The organism is Paraliobacillus zengyii (genome assembly GCF_003268595.1).
In the GTDB taxonomy this organism is placed as follows: Bacteria; Bacillota; Bacilli; order Bacillales; family Amphibacillaceae; genus Paraliobacillus_A; species Paraliobacillus_A zengyii.
Map to the genome: position 1 here is coordinate 1,482,692 of NZ_CP029797.1, position 17,739 is coordinate 1,500,430.

Annotated in this window: 15 protein-coding genes; 10 read left to right on the forward strand and 5 right to left on the reverse strand. The window is 35.2% G+C overall.

Features of this window, described 5'->3' with window-relative positions; all coding sequences use genetic code 11:
- Positions 1–45 precede the first annotated feature (45 nt).
- The 10 genes from DM447_RS07545 to DM447_RS07590 all read left to right on the forward strand — a co-directional run bounded on the left by DM447_RS07545 (position 46) and on the right by DM447_RS07590 (position 15,587).
- Positions 46–960, forward strand: a complete 915-nt coding sequence (locus DM447_RS07545; protein WP_112180632.1) for an AraC family transcriptional regulator — start codon at positions 46–48, stop codon at positions 958–960.
- Between the two features lie 1,130 nt (positions 961–2,090).
- Complete coding sequence (locus DM447_RS07550) at positions 2,091–3,632, forward strand: response regulator transcription factor (protein WP_112180633.1); 1,542 nt, start codon at positions 2,091–2,093, stop codon at positions 3,630–3,632.
- The gene (locus DM447_RS07555; RefSeq protein ID WP_112180634.1) at positions 3,629–5,416 is read left to right on the forward strand and encodes a sensor histidine kinase; all 1,788 of its coding nucleotides are present in this window, start codon (positions 3,629–3,631) and stop codon (positions 5,414–5,416) included. The genes DM447_RS07550 and DM447_RS07555 overlap by 4 nt, the downstream gene beginning before the upstream one ends.
- Positions 5,417–5,665: 249 nt before the next feature.
- Entirely contained in the window at positions 5,666–6,979 is a 1,314-nt protein-coding gene (locus tag DM447_RS07560) for an ABC transporter substrate-binding protein (RefSeq protein WP_112180635.1), read from the forward strand.
- 87 nt (positions 6,980–7,066) lie between these two features.
- Entirely contained in the window at positions 7,067–7,939 is an 873-nt protein-coding gene (locus DM447_RS07565; protein WP_112180636.1) for a carbohydrate ABC transporter permease, read from the forward strand.
- Positions 7,936–8,763, forward strand: coding sequence for a carbohydrate ABC transporter permease (locus DM447_RS07570; protein ID WP_112180637.1), 828 nt, complete (start codon positions 7,936–7,938; stop codon positions 8,761–8,763). The genes DM447_RS07565 and DM447_RS07570 overlap by 4 nt, the downstream gene beginning before the upstream one ends.
- 65 nt (positions 8,764–8,828) lie before the next feature.
- On the forward strand, positions 8,829–11,039 hold the full coding sequence (locus DM447_RS07575) for an alpha-galactosidase (RefSeq protein WP_112180638.1): 2,211 nt from the start codon (positions 8,829–8,831) through the stop codon (positions 11,037–11,039).
- A 30-nt stretch (positions 11,040–11,069) separates the two neighbouring features.
- Complete coding sequence (gene lacZ / locus DM447_RS07580) at positions 11,070–14,180, forward strand: beta-galactosidase, LacZ type (protein WP_112180639.1); 3,111 nt, start codon at positions 11,070–11,072, stop codon at positions 14,178–14,180.
- A 152-nt stretch (positions 14,181–14,332) separates the two neighbouring features.
- On the forward strand, positions 14,333–15,121 hold the full coding sequence (locus DM447_RS07585; RefSeq protein WP_112180640.1) for a hypothetical protein: 789 nt from the start codon (positions 14,333–14,335) through the stop codon (positions 15,119–15,121).
- Between the two features lies 1 nt (position 15,122).
- Positions 15,123–15,587: a hypothetical protein gene (locus DM447_RS07590; protein ID WP_112180641.1), complete on the forward strand. Its 465-nt coding sequence runs from the start codon at positions 15,123–15,125 to the stop codon at positions 15,585–15,587.
- A gap of 43 nt (positions 15,588–15,630) precedes the next feature.
- Here DM447_RS07590 and metA read toward each other — a convergent pair whose 3' ends face one another.
- From metA to DM447_RS07615, 5 genes are all read right to left on the reverse strand, one after another.
- A complete protein-coding gene (metA, locus tag DM447_RS07595) occupies positions 15,631–16,539 on the reverse strand; it encodes a homoserine O-acetyltransferase MetA (protein WP_112180642.1) in 909 nt (302 codons plus the stop codon).
- 136 nt (positions 16,540–16,675) lie between these two features.
- On the reverse strand, positions 16,676–16,813 hold the full coding sequence (locus DM447_RS07600) for a YvrJ family protein (protein WP_112180643.1): 138 nt from the start codon (positions 16,811–16,813) through the stop codon (positions 16,676–16,678).
- A gap of 84 nt (positions 16,814–16,897) precedes the next feature.
- Positions 16,898–17,110 (reverse strand): DUF2922 domain-containing protein, encoded by a 213-nt coding sequence (locus DM447_RS07605; RefSeq protein ID WP_112180644.1) that lies wholly within the window; start codon positions 17,108–17,110, stop codon positions 16,898–16,900.
- Between the two features lie 32 nt (positions 17,111–17,142).
- Positions 17,143–17,364, reverse strand: coding sequence for a DUF1659 domain-containing protein (locus DM447_RS07610; protein WP_112180645.1), 222 nt, complete (start codon positions 17,362–17,364; stop codon positions 17,143–17,145).
- A gap of 131 nt (positions 17,365–17,495) precedes the next feature.
- Positions 17,496–17,675 carry a YjzC family protein gene (locus DM447_RS07615; RefSeq protein ID WP_112180646.1) on the reverse strand — a complete coding sequence of 60 codons (180 nt, stop codon included), beginning with the start codon at positions 17,673–17,675 and terminating at the stop codon, positions 17,496–17,498.
- Positions 17,676–17,739: the final 64 nt, after the last annotated feature.

Genomic DNA, 17,739 nt, shown 5'->3' on the forward strand with positions numbered 1-17,739 from the left:
TTTAATAACACAATTCTGATATAATGAGCAAAGGGAGGCTACTATATGGATAAATTTATGTTGTTGGAGGATAGGGAACATGGAGATAATATGTTTCCTTTTCGTGTATACACAGTTGATTATTTAGATGGAGATGCAATATTTAACGTACATTGGCACCATGAATTGGAGTTTATTTATGTCGAAGAAGGTAAGATTAACTTACAGGTCGGAACTGAAAATCACACATTAAGAGAAGGGCAAGCTTTTTATATACCAACCGGCCAGCTACATGGTGCCTTTCCGATTGATAAAATACCGTTTAAACTTCATGCCATTGTATTTCATTTTAATTTATTAAGAAGTTTTAGTTACGATCGGATGGAGTCGAATTATTTAGAGCAATTAGAAAATCCAGCTATTTCAAGTGCTGTTAGGTTGTTACCTAATGAAAGTGAAGGGGAGATATTGAAGATTGTAAATAAATTAATAGATGCCTATGTTAATCGAAGACCTAGTTTGGAACTCGTAATTAAGGGATATTTATTTTTATTATTTGCTGAGATGTTTGATAAACAGGTATGGAAGTATAATGATCAAATAAGTTTCAAAGATTCAAATAAAATTACTTTACTAAAAACTGTCTTAAAATACATGAACAAAAATTATAATCAAAAACTTACTGTGCTTGACTTAGCTGCACAAGTTCAAATGAGTGAAGGACACTTTAGTCGATTTTTCAAGTCTTTGGTTCGTATGACACCGATGGAATATTTAAATAAAATAAGAATTAGCAATGCTTGTAAATTGTTACAAAAAACAGATAAAAAAATGATAGAAATTGCAATGGATGTTGGTTTTAATAATCAAAGTTATTTCATCCGCCTATTCAAAAAACAAAAGGGGTGCACACCGATAGCATATAAAAGAAAAAATCCTGCTATTAATCTATCAGAAGATTCCTCACATAGACCTTCTTGAAAAACATGAGAGTTTGTATAATTGAAATAGTGTCATTATCAAAGAAGAAGCACTTAAACATAACAATCAAAAAATCAATTTTATATCTTTTGGGTTTGTCCTACATTAGGAAACAGTTAAGTTATTTGCCTTTTATGACTTAGGTAGCACGAAAATGACTCATGAGATGGGCAATAGAAATAAAGAGTAAAATGGTACATCTTTAATTTTTATATGCTTAGATCAATTGTAAAGAAAGTGAAAGCTATTGCCAAACAATAATGAAAACGTATACAATATAAGAATATGATGCTAAAAATAATGAAAATTACATATCATGAATAACGATTGGCCTTTAAGTTAACTTGTTTCTTGAAAACATATTATTGTTTAATGGATACATTTCGAATTAAGGAATATTTTTTACCAACAGATGTGTGCTCCATGTAGTGTCGTAGTAGTTAAGAAAAAAATTTAGGACTGTGATGACTCGATTAATCGTACAATCGAAACCATTTGCTGATAGGGCAACAAAGAAAGAAAGCTACGTCGGAACAATCATCAACTGTGACGTAACAGAATCTCCTGACCCGCTACTCAAGTGAAATTGACTCCCTTTCCGCAGGCACGGCTTCAGCTAACTCGGAAACAAAGAACGTTACCGAGTGGATCTTCAGCCCGCGCTGTTCCTGCAGGAGTGTCGCCAATTTCATTTGATACGCTAGTTAGGAGAAATAAACAGCAATATTCACTATGAAGAATTAGGTTATCTAGGGAATGAAGCAAGTTTGAAGAAAAACAGTAATTGTAATGTTGAATATAAACAATTGATAAGCTTGTCTAGCTAAAGTGTCATTATTCCATACGCAATCATCATGTAGATTCTGAACTAGCTTTGGAAATATACGTAGACTCCTGTGGGAACAGCGCGGGCTGAAGATCCACTTAGTAAAGCGCTTTTTGCTTTACTAAGTTAGCTGAAGCCGTGCCCACGGAAAGCGGAGTATATTTCCTAAGCGGTATGTTACGTCGCAATTTCTCTCAAATGTGAGGTTTTAAGAGTAATTAGGCTCCAAAATAGTCATTCATTTAAAATAGATAAAAACAAGTAATTTTGTACCCATTACTCTAATTAGGGATGGTGAGAAGAAATGGGATCATTAATAAAGGTACTCATTGTGGATGATGAGTTGTTAATTAGGCAAGGCATCTTACACTATGTTAATTGGGAAAAAGAGGGGTTTGAAATTGTTGGCGAAGCATCCAATGGGGTGGAAGCATTAGCGCTAATTGAAACGCAAAAACCAGCTATCATTATTACGGATATCGTGATGCCGGTTATGGATGGAACTGAATTTATAAAAAAGGTAAAAAAAGAACAGCCCCACATAGATGTGATTGTTTTAAGTAGTTTCAATAACTTTGATTATGTGCGAAGCACGTTTCAAAATGGGGTAGCTGATTATATATTGAAACCGAAACTTGATGGTAAGATATTGCTTGATACACTTAAGCGCGTTGTAACTAACCGTTCACTTTCTAACAATATAGAAACAGCAGATGAAACAATAGATAACCAAAAATCGATAAGTGATCTATTTAAAAAGTTATTAGCGGGTTATGCATCAACAAGTGAGCTAGAGTTGTTAAAAACATCTTTACCAAATGAGATGTGTTGTTTAGTCGAATTAAATGTAACGAGTCAAGACGAACAAACTGCAATCAAACCGTTAGAGCAAATAGAATTTATGGTGCAAGCATTAGAGAAATCGGTTTGCCATTTGCTTGAGAGTACTGAACGAGCGAGTACTTTTATTATAAATTTATCATTTGATGCATATGAGATGCTAATCGCGACGATTACTGATCGTAATCATTTAACAAGTAACTTTACATGGTTAATAACTGAACAGTTTAATCAGGTTGACCAATTACCAGCTATCTATCAAGGTCAATTGGTCGCGATGCGCAAGTATTTATTTTATTTAACGGATGAGCGTGTACTTCGATATAACAACTTGCCTGACAATGTCATACCTGAAGTACCATTTGATTTAAATTACTTTCTTGAATTGTTTAAATATAAAAAGGTAGATGAATCGATTTACTATTTAAATAAACATATTGATTATTTAACAAATGACTATACGAGTGACCGTTCAGCATTTAAATCTTTTTTAGGTAATGTTATTTTTAATGTAATGGTCGTGATGGATCAATTAAAATATGATACTAATGAATTTAAAAAGGATAAATACGAATACTTTAATCAAATTAATAATGCGTATACCGCTGAACAAGCCCGAAAAGCACTTGCTCAGTTTATGCTAGAAATTAAGGCAATTATTTATCAAGCAGATAGTAAAATACAAACAACGAATATGACTGTCTTACTCGCTTATATCGATGAGCATTATTCAGAATCAATTAGTTTAACTGGATTGGCTAAACACTTTCACTTTAATCCGTCTTACTTGTCTGCTTATTTTAGTATGCATCACAACTTGGGGTTTAGTGAGTATTTAACAGGAGTACGTATAGGGAAGGCTAAAGAACTTTTAGAAAATAGCCAAATCTCCATTTCTGATATTAGTGGAATGGTAGGTTATGCCGATCATAGTTATTTTTGCAAAGTATTTAAAAAGAGAGTCAATAAATCCCCTGGTAGTTACCGAAAAGATAGATTGAAATGAGACAGTTTAAATGGATTAAACTAATTGAAAAGAATAACTTATTCATTAAAATATTCTTTGTTACCGTCATTAGTATTACGTTAGTATCATTGTTGATTACAGTTAGTTCAATTCGTATGTCAACGGAGCTTTTTTTAGAGACGTTTAGTATTACAAATTCAAAAATTAATACACAAATACGCTCTCAGTTTGAAGCGTATAGTAATGCGGTAGTGAAAACATCAAATCAAATTGAAAGTAATGGGACGATCAAACGTGTGTTAAGTGAGGAAGAATTTGATTCGCTTAATTTAGCTGGTTCATATTATGAAATTATTAATCAGCTAGAAAGTATTTACTCAAATTTACAGCCTTTAGGTGCTAATATGATTGTCACAAGTACAGATCAACAATTGTATAATATGAACTACTCTTATTGGCCAACTTCCTTGCCAATCTTAAAAAAACATCCGATTACGCAAATTACTTTAGCGACACCAGATCGCATTAATTATCATTTTGTCAAGCCTGAAACACTTAATGGAGAGGCAATGTTGGTTTCAACTAAAGCCTTATCTGAATTATCATCTGATCATATTTATGGCATACTGTATATTTCCATTAATGAAAAACAACTTAGAAGTTTCTATGAAGGATATACAAGCGCAGGCAATGATGTGCTGCTTATTGACCGAAGTGGTAAAGTAATCTCAAGTAATAATGAAGCAAATATTGGTTTAGATAACGTAGAATTATTAGAATATGCCCAAAAGGGTGATGATGAAGATATAGAGATTCAAGATATCACGCTTGGAAGCAGTGATTATTTGTTCTTGTCAGAATACATACCAGGTTTTGATATGTATTTAGTGAATCTGATTGATAAACAAAAAGTAACAAGTAGTCTAATTAACACACGTGAAATTATTCTAATTAGTAGTAGTATTGTTTTCTTTGCTGTGATTGGTGTGTTTATCGTATCACGTCGTATTACGAAGTCGTTGAGTCGACTAGTTACACAGATTGCAAAGCAAACCAAACATGATTTCAGTAAACGAATTGAAGAAACTGGTGGCTATGAGGCAGAAAAAATTGCGCGCGCCTTTAACTACACGTTAGATGAGCTACAAGATTATGTGAAAATTGTAGTAGAGTCCCAGAAAAATCAACGTGATGCAGAGCTAAGGGCATTACAACATCAGATAAATCCACATTTTCTCTATAATACGTTGACAACAGTTAAGTTCATGGTTATGCAAGAAAAAACCGAACAAGCAATGGAAACAATTCATGCACTCATCTCCTTATTACAAAGTGCATTAGGAGAAGTGAGCCAGACGGTTTCTGTTGAGCAAGAACTTGAAAATATGAAGTATTATGTCTTTATTAATCAAGCACGTTACGGTGAACGTATTAAGGTGAATTACTTTATCGTTCCAGATGTATTACACTACCACATACCAAAACTCGTTTTACAACCATTTATTGAGAATGCTTTCTTTCATGGCTTTAATAAAAAGAAAGAAGGTTATATCCAAATTATGATTCATCAAGAAGCGGATACATTAGTATGTGAAGTTGTTGATGACGGGGATGGTATGCAGTTGGAAAAAGAACAATTCCCTTATGTTTATAAAGGTAAACGCCAAATGTTTAGTGGTATTGGCATGCGGAATGTACATGAACGAATTCTTTTACTTTATGGTGATCGCTATGGTGTGCAAGTGTCTAGTACAATCGGAGAGGGTACTAAAGTAGTTGTTCGATTACCATTAATTACAAATTCATTAGATGATGAATCGTAACTCAATTTTTCCTGCTTCGTAAAATATTGTAATTTATTTCCAAACAGCTTGTTGCGATGTAAAAGTTATCTAATAACTAAAGAAAATACAAATTCTAAAGAAAATACAACTATAAATCTTACCGGTTATTTAACTGCATAAATAATTACAAGGATAGTCTAAAGATCGTTCTAACGATCTTTTTTTTCGCGCGTTATACTAAGAATGTAGTTAAAGATAACGCTTACAAAAAAACAGGGAGGTTTAATTATGAAAAAGTTATTTTTATTGGTATTTGCAATAGTTAGTGTATTTCTATTAGCAGCTTGCGGTGGAGATGGAAGTTCAGATGAGACAGAAGGAACAGACAGTACATCATCTGAGGACACGAGTAGTGGAACTCAAGAAATATCTGTTTGGGCTTGGGATCCTAACTTTAATATTGCGGCGCTTGAACTTGCAGAAGCGGCATACGATGGAGAGACAGATATAGAATTAGAAATTATTGAAAACGCACAAGACGATTTAATTCAACGATTAAACACAGGATTAAGCTCGGGAACAACGCAAGGTATGCCTGACATTGTGTTAATTGAAGATTATCGTGCGCAAAGCTTCTTACAATCATATCCAGATGCTTTTTATCCATTAACGGATTATATTAATGCAGATGATTTTGCAGCTTATAAAACAGAAACAACCAGCCTTGATGGCGAACAATATGGTGTACCGTTTGATTCAGGTGTAGCTGGTTTGTATGTACGCACAGATTATCTTGAAGAAGCAGGATACACGGTTGAAGATGTAACAAACATTACTTGGTCCGAGTATGTGGAAATCGGAAAAAAAGTGAAAGAAGCTACAGGTAAGGATATGATTACATTAGATCCAAATGATTTTGGGATTATACGGACCATGATTCAAACAGCAGGTACATGGTATTTTGAAGAAGATGGTTCCACACCTCATTTAGCTGATAATGCAGCATTAGAGGAATCATTTGAAATTTATAAAGAAATGATGGAAGCAAACATTGTGAAGATGAACTCAGATTGGAGTCAGTTTGTTGGAGCATTTAATAGTGGGGATGTTGCTAGTGTACCTACAGGCAATTGGATTACACCAAGTGTGAAAGCAGAAGAATCACAATCAGGAAATTGGGCTGTCGTTCCAGTTCCTCGTTTAGAAGTAGAAGGAAGTGTAAACGCTTCAAACTTAGGTGGTAGTTCATGGTATGTATTAAATACAGATGGTAAAGACGCAGCAGCAGAGTTTCTTGCGAACACATTTGGTTCAAATGAAGCTTTTTATGAAGAGTTAGTTACAGAAATCGGTGCTATTGGTACGTATATTCCTGGTATTCAAGGAGAAGCGTTTAAAGACGAAGATGAGTTCTTTAGTGATCAACCGATTATATCTGATTTCACAGAGTGGACAGAAGAAATTCCAGCAGTCAATTACGGCATGCACACCTATGCAATTGATGATATTTTAATCAACGAAATGCAAAACTATTTAAATGGTAAAGCTTTATCTGATGTGATGAATGATGCACAATCACAAGCTGAAACGCAGTTAAGATAAGAATAGAGAAAATGATCGTGAGATACGTTCGTTAATCACGACGATTGTATCTCACGCTCTTATTTTAATCGAAGGGAGTAACAAGGTATGAAACAGCTCTTTAAAAAGAATAATATCGGATGGCTCTTTGTCATCCTATCAGTTATTGCAATCACACTGTTTTATTTTTACCCAATGATTGACGCACTATTCTTGTCTTTACAATCAGGTATGGGCTCGACATTAACCTTTACAGGACTTGATAACTGGGGTCGCCTATTTAATGATCCTACTTTTATTGCAGCTTTGATCAATACAAGTATTTATTTAATCGTTCAAGTGCCAGTTATGATCCTATTAGCCCTATTATTCTCCTCTTTATTAAATGACCAAACCTTAAAATTTAGAGGCTTTTTTAGAACAGCAATATTTTTACCAGCAGTAACGTCACTGGTAGCTTATTCTGTTATTTTTAAATACATGTTCAGTGGTGATGGAATTGCTAATCAATTTTTAATGAGTCTATCGATTATTTCAGATCCAATAAACTTTTTATCAGACCCCTTCTGGGCAAAGATTACAATTATATTAGCAATCACATGGCGTTGGACTGGTTACAATATGATATTTTATCTTTCTGCTTTACAAAACGTAGATAAATCAATTTATGAAGCAGCAAAAATTGATGGTGCATCTTCGTTACAACAATTTCTAAAGATAACGATACCGATGTTGAAGCCAATTATTTTATTTACAACGATTACATCAACAATCGGAACGCTTCAGATCTTTGATGAAGTCGTCAATATTACCGGTGGTGGACCGGGTAATGCAACTATTTCCATTTCACAATATATTTATGATTTATCGTTTAAATATACTCCTGATTTTGGATATGCAGCCACTGTAGCCTATGTGATTGTTATTCTAGTGGTCATCCTATCTACTATTCAATTTAAATTGGCAGGTGATAAAAAGTGAAAAAAATAAAAAGAATTTCAGTCTATACATTTTTGTCGATTGCTACGATCATTTCCATTTATCCATTCTTTTGGATGATCGTTAGCATGACTAATAAATCGGTAGATGTCACACAAGGAAGACAGTTACCAGGTACACACCTAATTGAAAATTTGAAAAATCTATTTGAACAAGTTGATATTGTCACTGCTCTTACTAACTCAGCAATTATTGCAGTTGCTTCTACATTTTTGACATTACTTCTTGCGTCATTAGCAGGCTATGGCTTTGAAATGTATAAGAGTAAAGGGAAAGATATTGTTTTCAATATCTTATTGATTTCGATGATGATTCCGTTTGCAGCAATAATGGTACCACTGTATCGTCTGTTTGGACGAATTTCACAAACAGCACCAATGATTGGAATTGATACATTAGCGGCAGCCTTTTTACCAACCATTACGACCGCATTCTTCATCTTTTTCTTTCGACAAAACACAAAAATGTTTCCAAAAGATTTAATTGAGGCAGGTAGAATTGATGGATTAAGTGAAATAGGTATCTTTTTCCGAATTTACGTTCCAACAATGAAAACAACATATGCCGCAGCAGCAATTATTGCTTTTATGAATAGTTGGAATAATTTCCTTTGGCCATTAGTAGTATTACAATCACCAGGAAATCAAACGATACCATTGTTAATTTCTAATCTTGGTTCAAGCTACTCACCTGATTACGGTATGATCATGTCCGCGATTACGATCGCAACGTTACCAACAGCCATCGTGTTTTTCTTTATGCAGAAGCACTTTGTTGCTGGGATGATGGGGTCTGTTAAAGGATAATTAGCACGCAAAAAGCAAATTCACGCTTGCTTTTTGCGTGAAATTAATAGAGTTGGAGGTTTACAATGTCTATTTTATTTAATGAAAAAACAAAAGAATTCCATCTTCAATCTAGTAAAGTTAGTTATATCTTAAAGGTACTAGAAAATAACCAATTAGGTCATTTGTATTTTGGTAAACACCTGAACCACCAGGATAATTTCACACATTTATTTCATACCGCTCAAAAAGATAATACTTGTTATATCAGTGATATAAGTGATCCTTTTTCACTAGATTTAATCAAACAAGAATATCCGGCTTATGGTACGACAGATTTTCGTGAACCAGCACATCAAATTTTACAACAAGATGGTAGTAGGATTACCAACTTTGAATACGTTAGTCATGAGATTTATAAAGGAAAACGTGGATTGGAAGGATTACCTGCTACATATGTGGAGTCAGAAGACGAAGCAACAACGTTAGAGATTACCTTATATGATCAGGTGATAGAGACAGCGTTAATTTTATCTTATACGATTTTTGAAACCTATCATGTACTTACGAGATCTACACGTTTTGTTAATCGTGGCTCTGCAAATGTGAATCTATTGCGTGCGCTTAGTGCAAGTATAGATTTAAATGATAGTAACTATGAAATGGTTCAATTATCTGGTTCGTGGGCACGTGAGCGACATGTGAAAAAAAGGCCGCTTCAACCTGGATTGCAAAGCATTGCAAGCACTAGGGGAACAAGTAGTGCCCAACAAAATCCGTTTATTGCATTAAAACGTCCAGAAACGACAGAGCATCTAGGAGAAGTCTACGGATTTAGTTTAGTTTATAGTGGTAATTTCCTGGCTCAGGTTGAAGTCGATCATTATGATGTCACACGTGTGATGATGGGGATTAATAACTTTGATTTTAATTGGCTTTTAGAAGCAGGTGGTTCTTTTCAGACACCCGAAGTCGTGATGGTTTATTCTGATCAAGGTTTGAATGGGATGAGTCAAATTTATCATCAACTTTATCGAAATCGACTTGCAAGAGGGAAGTGGCGTGATCAAGATCGTCCAGTTTTAATAAACAACTGGGAAGGAACGTACTTCGATTTTGATGAAACGAAAATAGTGACGATGGCAAAAGAGGCAAAGCAATTAGGTGTGGAGTTGTTTGTGTTGGATGATGGTTGGTTTGGAAAACGCAATGATGATACGACTTCATTAGGTGATTGGTTTGTTGATCGAGATAAATTACCAAACGGAATCGCACATGTAGCAAATAAAATTTGTGATTTAGGTCTTGAATTTGGTTTGTGGTTTGAACCAGAGATGGTTTCACCAATTAGTCAGCTCTATCAAGAACATCCAGATTGGATAATTCATGTAGCTGACCGTAATCGTTCGCAAGGTCGTAATCAATATGTACTGGACTTCTCAAGAAAAGAAATTGTTGATCATATTTTTCAAGTAATGGCAAAGGTGTTAAAAGAGGCACCAATTTCCTATGTGAAATGGGATATGAATCGCTATATGACAGAAATAGGATCGATAACGTTACCACCAGAACGTCAACAAGAATTACCGCATCGTTATATTCTAGGTGTATATCAATTATATGAACGTTTAATCACAGCATTTCCTACTATTCTATTTGAATCGTGTTCAAGTGGAGGATGTCGATTCGATCCAGGTATGCTCTATTATGCTCCACAAGCATGGACAAGTGATAATACCGATGCGGTTGAGCGTCTAATGATTCAATATGGTACATCGCTGGTTTATCCGATTTCATCGATGGGGGCGCATGTATCTGCGGTTCCGAATCATCAAGTGAATCGACTAACTAGTATCGATATGCGTGCTGCTGTCGCTTATTTTGGGATGTTTGGTTATGAGTTGGACGTGACAACCATGAGTGATGCCGATAAACAAAAGGTTTCAGAACAAGTTCGCTTTTATCAAGCAAATCGTAAATTAATCCAGACGGGCCATTTTTACAGATTACTGAGTCCATTTGAAGGCGATCAAAATAGTGCAAGTTGGATGGTTGTCTCAGAAGATAAACAAGAAGCGCTTGTCGGTTATTATCAAATTCTATCACGTCCGAATCCAGCAGGAAGACGCATTCGATTAACAGGACTAGAGGCAGATGCACGTTATAAAATCGATGGAATTGAGGCCTGTTTTTATGGGGATCAATTGTTACAAGCAGGAATTGAAATTGACAGCTATCGCAAGAATGGCGCACATGGTGATTTCAGATCTGAACTATTTAAATTAACACGTGTATAGCTAGATTAATAAAGTTAGGAGCGATTAGTTATGACAAAAAAATTCATATATAGCCCACCAGAAAATGGTTATCCTGAATGGAATAATAATCCTGAAATTTTTCAATTGAATCGCAGGGAAGCACATGCAACACTAATGTCCTATCCTAAGATAGAGGGAGCAAAAAAATGTGATCGTACTGCTTCAGAAAATTATCGATCACTAAATGGCATGTGGCAATTTGCTTATAGTGATGAACCAACCAGTCGTATAAAAGACTTTTATCGGAAGGATTTTGACCATAGTGAATGGGATCAAATAAAAGTACCTAGTCATTGGCAACTGCAAGGTTACGATTATCCGCAATATACAAATACAACGTATCCTTGGATAGAAAAAGAGGATATAACTCCGCCATTTGCACCGACAAATTATAATCCAGTAGGTCAATATGTAAGGACTTTTACTGTCTCAACTGATTGGAAGGACCAGCCGGTTTATTTGAATTTCCAAGGTGTGGAGTCTGCGTTTTATCTTTGGATAAACGGTGATTTTGTTGGATATAGTGAGGATACGTTTACACCGGCTGAATTTGATTTAACACCGTATATTATTGATGGTGAAAACAAGTTAGCGGTTGAAGTGTATCGCTGGAGTGACGCAAGCTGGCTTGAAGATCAAGATTTCTGGCGCTTAAGCGGTATTTTTCGTGATGTGTACATCTATACAATGCCGACTGTGCATATCGATGATTTTTTTGTCAATACGCATTTGGATGAAAAATATCAAGATGCTGAACTAGTTGTTAATGTGAAATTACTCGATTATTTTAAGGCAAGGCAGTCTGTCGACCTTAAGGCAATGCTTTATGATGAGACTGGTAAGGCAGTATTAGATGAACATTTGTTGTCAAATGTGAATTTTCAGAACGATGGTGTTATTCGTCCTACACTAAAAACGATACTGAAAAATCCGAACAAATGGAGTGCGGAAAGCCCTTATTTATACACATTAGTTTTGAGCTTATATGAACAAGGTGGTCAATTACTTGAAGCTAAAAGCAGTAAAGTTGGTTTTAGGAAATTTGAATTAAAAGATAATTTGATGAAAATAAATGGCAAACGTATTGTCTTTAAAGGAACAAATCGTCATGAATTTGCATCTGATAAGGGGCGTGCCGTTACGTATCATGATATGGTCGCTGATATTAAGTTGATGAAACAATTTAATATTAACGCTGTACGTACATCGCATTATCCTAATAATCCATTATGGTATGAGTTATGTGATCAATATGGACTTTATGTGATTGATGAAACGAATTTAGAGACACATGGTACATGGGTTTATGGTCAAAAGGGATTGGCTGAAACGGTACCTGGTAGTCGTCCTGAATGGACTGAAAATGTGTTAGATCGTTGTAAGTCGATGTTCGAACGCGATAAAAACCATCCATCAATTGTTATCTGGTCATTAGGTAATGAATCATTTGGTGGTGATAACTTCTTGAGGATGCATGACTTTTTTAAGCAGAATGATCCATCACGTCTTGTTCATTATGAAGGAATATTCCATTATCGTGACTCAGAAGCGGCTTCAGATATCGAAAGTACAATGTACGTTTCACCAGAAGGTATTGAACAGTATGCAAAAGAGGCGAAAGAGGACACCAAACCATATATTTTATGTGAGTATAGTCATGCAATGGGTAACTCGTTAGGTAATTTTCATAAGTACACGGAACTGTTTGATACGTACTCTATTTTACAAGGTGGTTTTATTTGGGATTGGAAAGACCAATCCTTATTGACGGAAACAGCAGACGGGACTCCGTATCTCGCATACGGAGGAGCTTTTGGTGAATCCCCACATGATGGTAACTTCGCAGGAAATGGTTTGATTTTTGGGAACGGTGCAATTAGTCCGAAAATATTTGAAGTGAAACGTTGTTATCAACAAGTAGAATTCAGTGTTATGAATTTTGAAAAAAGAAAGTTTAATCTAAGTAATAAATTTCTATTTACTAATGTTAGTGATTACCGATTAAAATGGTTGGTTACTAAGAATGGTGAAGTGGAACAATCAGGTGAATTAACAATTGATTGTGAACCAGGAGAGAAAAAAGAATTTACACTTGATTACCAGTTGCCACATAGGATTGATGACCAAGGTGAATATATTGTAACACTTAGTCTGACAGAGCGGGTTGACCGTTTATGGTGTGAGAATGGACATGAACTCGCCTTTGGTCAATTCACTTTGCCTGTAAAAGCGCCAGCATTACGGGAAGTAGCGACATCAGCAGAAACCATAGAAGTTGATGTAAAAAATGATATGCTCGCCATTTCGGGTAATAACTTCTCCGTTGCATTTGATAAATCGACTGGTGTACTTTCCTCTTATCGTATTAATGGCAAAGAACTGATTAAGGAAGGATTAGCACCAAACTTCTGGCGTGCGATGACTGACAATGACCGTGGGAATCAGTTGGATCAGCGTAGTGCACTATGGCAATATGCGGGAGATACGCGAGAATTAATGGACTTTACTTACCAAGTATATAAAGATCATATTGTAGTTAAGACAGTTTATCTAATGGCTATAGTAAATTATTCAAAGTTAGAACTTGAGTATACAATAAGTGGTTTAGGTGAAGTGAAGATTGATTATGTTTTTGAACCAGGTGAAGCGTTACCAGAAATCCCTGAAATTGGTGTGAAGTTAACAATGCCAGTCGAATTTGACGAATTAAGCTGGTATGGAAAAGGACCACATGAGTCGTATTGGGATAAACAAAAAGGCGCTAAAATTGGACTTTATCAAGGTAAAGTAGCCGATCAATATGTACCTTATTTGAAGCCACAAGAATGTGGGAATAAGATGGGCGTAAGATCGGGCAGAATTCATTGTGGTGATGGTACTGGTTTAGAAATAATCGGAAGTCCAACTGTTGAGCTAAACGTATTACCTTACACAGCAAAACAATTAGAAGAGAGTAATTACGGCTTTGAATTGCCAAAGTCCGACCAGACTATTGTACGGATTAATCTCGCCCAAATGGGTATTGGAGGCGATGATAGCTGGGGTCAAAAAACACACAAAGATGTAACCTTGTTTGCTAATCAACTATACAGATATAGTTTTACTTTAAAAGGTAACTAAAAAAATAGAAAGCCCATCAAATAGATTCTATTTGATGGGCTTTTATCGTTTTGTCTTAAAAGCTAGTAATATAAATAATGTGGATGAAAAGAAGCTACTTAGGGAAACTAATATTAGTAAATTAAATGGAAATTTATAAAAGAGGATTCTATATGGATAATTATACGAATGATAACACAGCAAGACGTTATACAGCACATGTCAGTATTCTTGGAACTACACAAATTCATTTAAGAAACCCTTATATTGTTGCTTGGTGGAGTGCAGCCTTTCCTGGATTTGGTCATTTACTGTTATCTAAATATCTTCGAGGCTTTGTTTTATTTATCTGGGAGGTGGTCGTGAATATAAACGCACATATTAACGAAGCTATGGTCTATTCGTTTCAAGGTGAGATAGCTATGGCGAAAGAAGTTTTAGATACAAAATGGTTAGTAATTTATATACCAATATATCTTTTTGCGATTTGGGATAGCTATCGAACTACGATCGATTTGAACAAAATTTATCTTTTAGCAGAAAGAGAACAGCATCGGTTTAATTCGTTTAGTATAGGTGCACTCGAAATTAATTATCTTGATAAAAGAAATCCTATGATGTCCGTTATATGGTCCCTATTTGTTCCAGGTTTAGGCCAACTTTATATACATAGAATCGTCAGTGCATTTTTTGTGGTTGTTTGGGTAGTTATTTTCACTTATTATTCGCATGCACTAGAAGCGATTTCTCTCTTGTTCTTAGGAGAATTAGAAAGATCAACAGCAGTATTAAAACCTGAATGGTTATTGTTTTTACCATCTTCATACGGCTTTGCTATGTTCGATTCTTATATGAATACTGTTGAAAATAATAAGCTATTTGAGAAAGAACAGCGTGCTTATTTGACTAAAAGATACCAATCACATACGTTCCATATCAAAAAGAAAAAAGTGAGTGAATAGAATGCAAATTTTTTCGACTTTTGAAAATACAGTCTATTTAGAAATTGCACTTTCTATGCTTGAAAAAGAGGGAATTAGTAAAGAAAGAATTTTTGCAGTTCCTTTAGATAATCGAAAAGAGGAACGGAAGGTTTTTGATACGATCCATCGTTCAGATGGGACTTCAATGATTGATATTGGGATGGCGCTTGCGACAGCATTTGCAGTAGTTGGTGCTAGCATAGGGTTCAAGTTGGCTTGGGGTCCGATATATTGGGGATTAATTGGTGCGGTTTTGGGCTTTCTTTTAGGACTTTCGATTCGAATTTTTACCGAAATATTTCTGAAAAAGAGAAGGCGATTATTAAAAGGTAAACACGGAGAAGTGATTGTTATCGTAGATTGCGAAGAAAAGGATATAGATTTAGTAGAAGCGATCCTGTGGGATCATTTTGCATTAGGAGTAGCTAAAGTGAGTGAAGACTAATTAGACAAAAGAAACCACCGGGCTAGTAGCCACGGTAGCCTTTTCATTTCCATGTATAGGGTGTTTCTTGATAAACGTAGTAATTAAGCCAGTTCGAGAAAATCAAATAGGCTTGTGAACGCCAGCGGTTTAAAGGAGATTTATCTGGGTTATTTTCCGGGAAATATCCAGTAGGCATATGAATGTCTAATCCTTTATTCTTATCACGAAGGTATTCATCAGCAAGTGTGATTGCATCATATTCAATATGGCCAGTGATCATAATATGTTTCTCATCTTTTGAAACAATTAAGAAAGGCCCTGCATCATTTGATGAATCTAATGCGATTAACTCTGGATGATTATCAATTTTAGCTAAATCAATATCTGTATTTCTCGAGTGTGGAGCTAAAAACTCATCATTAATACCGCGAACTAGTTTAGAAGTAGGAACGACTAATTCATGGTTAAAAATCCCACTTAGTTTATTTGGACGTCTTTCCTTCTTAATCCCATAATGATGATAAAGCGCTGCTTGTGCACCCCAACAGATATGTAAAACAGAAGTCACATTCTTTTTAGACCATTCCATAATCTCGGTTAACTCTCCCCAATAGCGAACCTGTTCAAATTCCAAATGTTCAATTGGAGCACCAGTGATAATTAAACCATCATAACGATTAGCTTTAACATCAGTAAACGTCTTGTAAAACTGTTTTAAATGTGATTTATGCACATTTTTTGATTCGTAGCTTGCGGTATGAATAAAATCAACGCGTACTTGTAGTGGTGTATTACTCAGTAAACGTAATAATTGTGTTTCTGTTTTTTCTTTTTCTGGCATTAGATTTAAAATGAGGATGTTCATCGGTCGTATATCTTGTGTTGTTGCCCGTTCAGCATCCATTAAAAAGATATTCTCTTTTTCTAATATCTGTCTTGCTGGTAATTGTTTAGGTACATTAATCGGCATATCTCTTTTACCCCCCTGCATGGTACTTCCATTATTATAGCGAGGTTAACATAGATGAGCAACTGGTATCGACTAAAAACTAATAATTTAAAAAGCTATCTGCTTTACAAGTAGCAGATAGCCTCTTACGTTCATGTTATTTTAAATTTGCTGGTAAGGATAGGATGGATTCAATTAATGTATTCAATTTCCCTTCAATGCGATGTAATAAGTAGAACGTAACCGCAATAGGAAAGCCAACATCTGTTAGAATGGATACCCATGTTTCCTGCATAAAAGTTAACTCCTTTCTTTAGTTTAACTAGTTATTGAAAAAGGGAGCAATACTCTGCTCCCCATTTGTTATGCCTACTTTATTTTATAATGTAATTTCTTCTACATTACGTTCCACAATACGTGCACTTTTTTTACTTGTTAGTTCACCACCAGATGAGTAAAAAGCTTGTTGGGCAATTATACTATCCATTGCTGCATTGATTGCAATAGGATCTGCAGGTTCAATTGGATTATCTAGTGTAACGGTTACTATTTTATCTTGTTCGTTACCGAATTTTAATTCAAGTGTCTTCATGGTTTGACCTCCTTTCTTTTAATCACTTAGTACTACTCAACAGTAATAAGTTCTGTGTCATTACGTTTGACCATTTGTAATGTTAATGTTTGTAAAGGTACTAGTACTTGCGCAATGGTCAATAATTGGTCTGCTGTTGCGACTGTTTTGATGTTATTAAATGTCTTCGTTTTAATTACAATGTTTCCATCATCATCAAAACCATCTTCAAACAATAGTTGTAACCTAGAATCAATTTTTTCTGATACGGCCATCTGTCTCACCTCCTGTCATTGCTATAATCGAAATCATGCAAATAAAAGTGTGTTTAATGGAGGAGATTGTCTTATAGAGAAGCTTTTCACAAAAACAAAAGCAAGCCACTATAGGCTTGCTCGCTTTTTACTTATGGTTTTCGTTTTGGCATCCATTTTCTATCTTGATTAGATGTTTCGGGGAAAGATTGTCCAGCTTCTAGTCTTACTGATTTTGGATCTGCTACCATGCTACCTGTTTCACCAATTTCAACGTAAATGCCATTATTCGGTGCTTTCTGACCAGGATTGAATTGATGGTTTTGTCCCATGTGAACACCTCCTTTTTATTAGGCTTCCCTGAAATAGAAAGAAATAATGCGGAATTTTATTGAC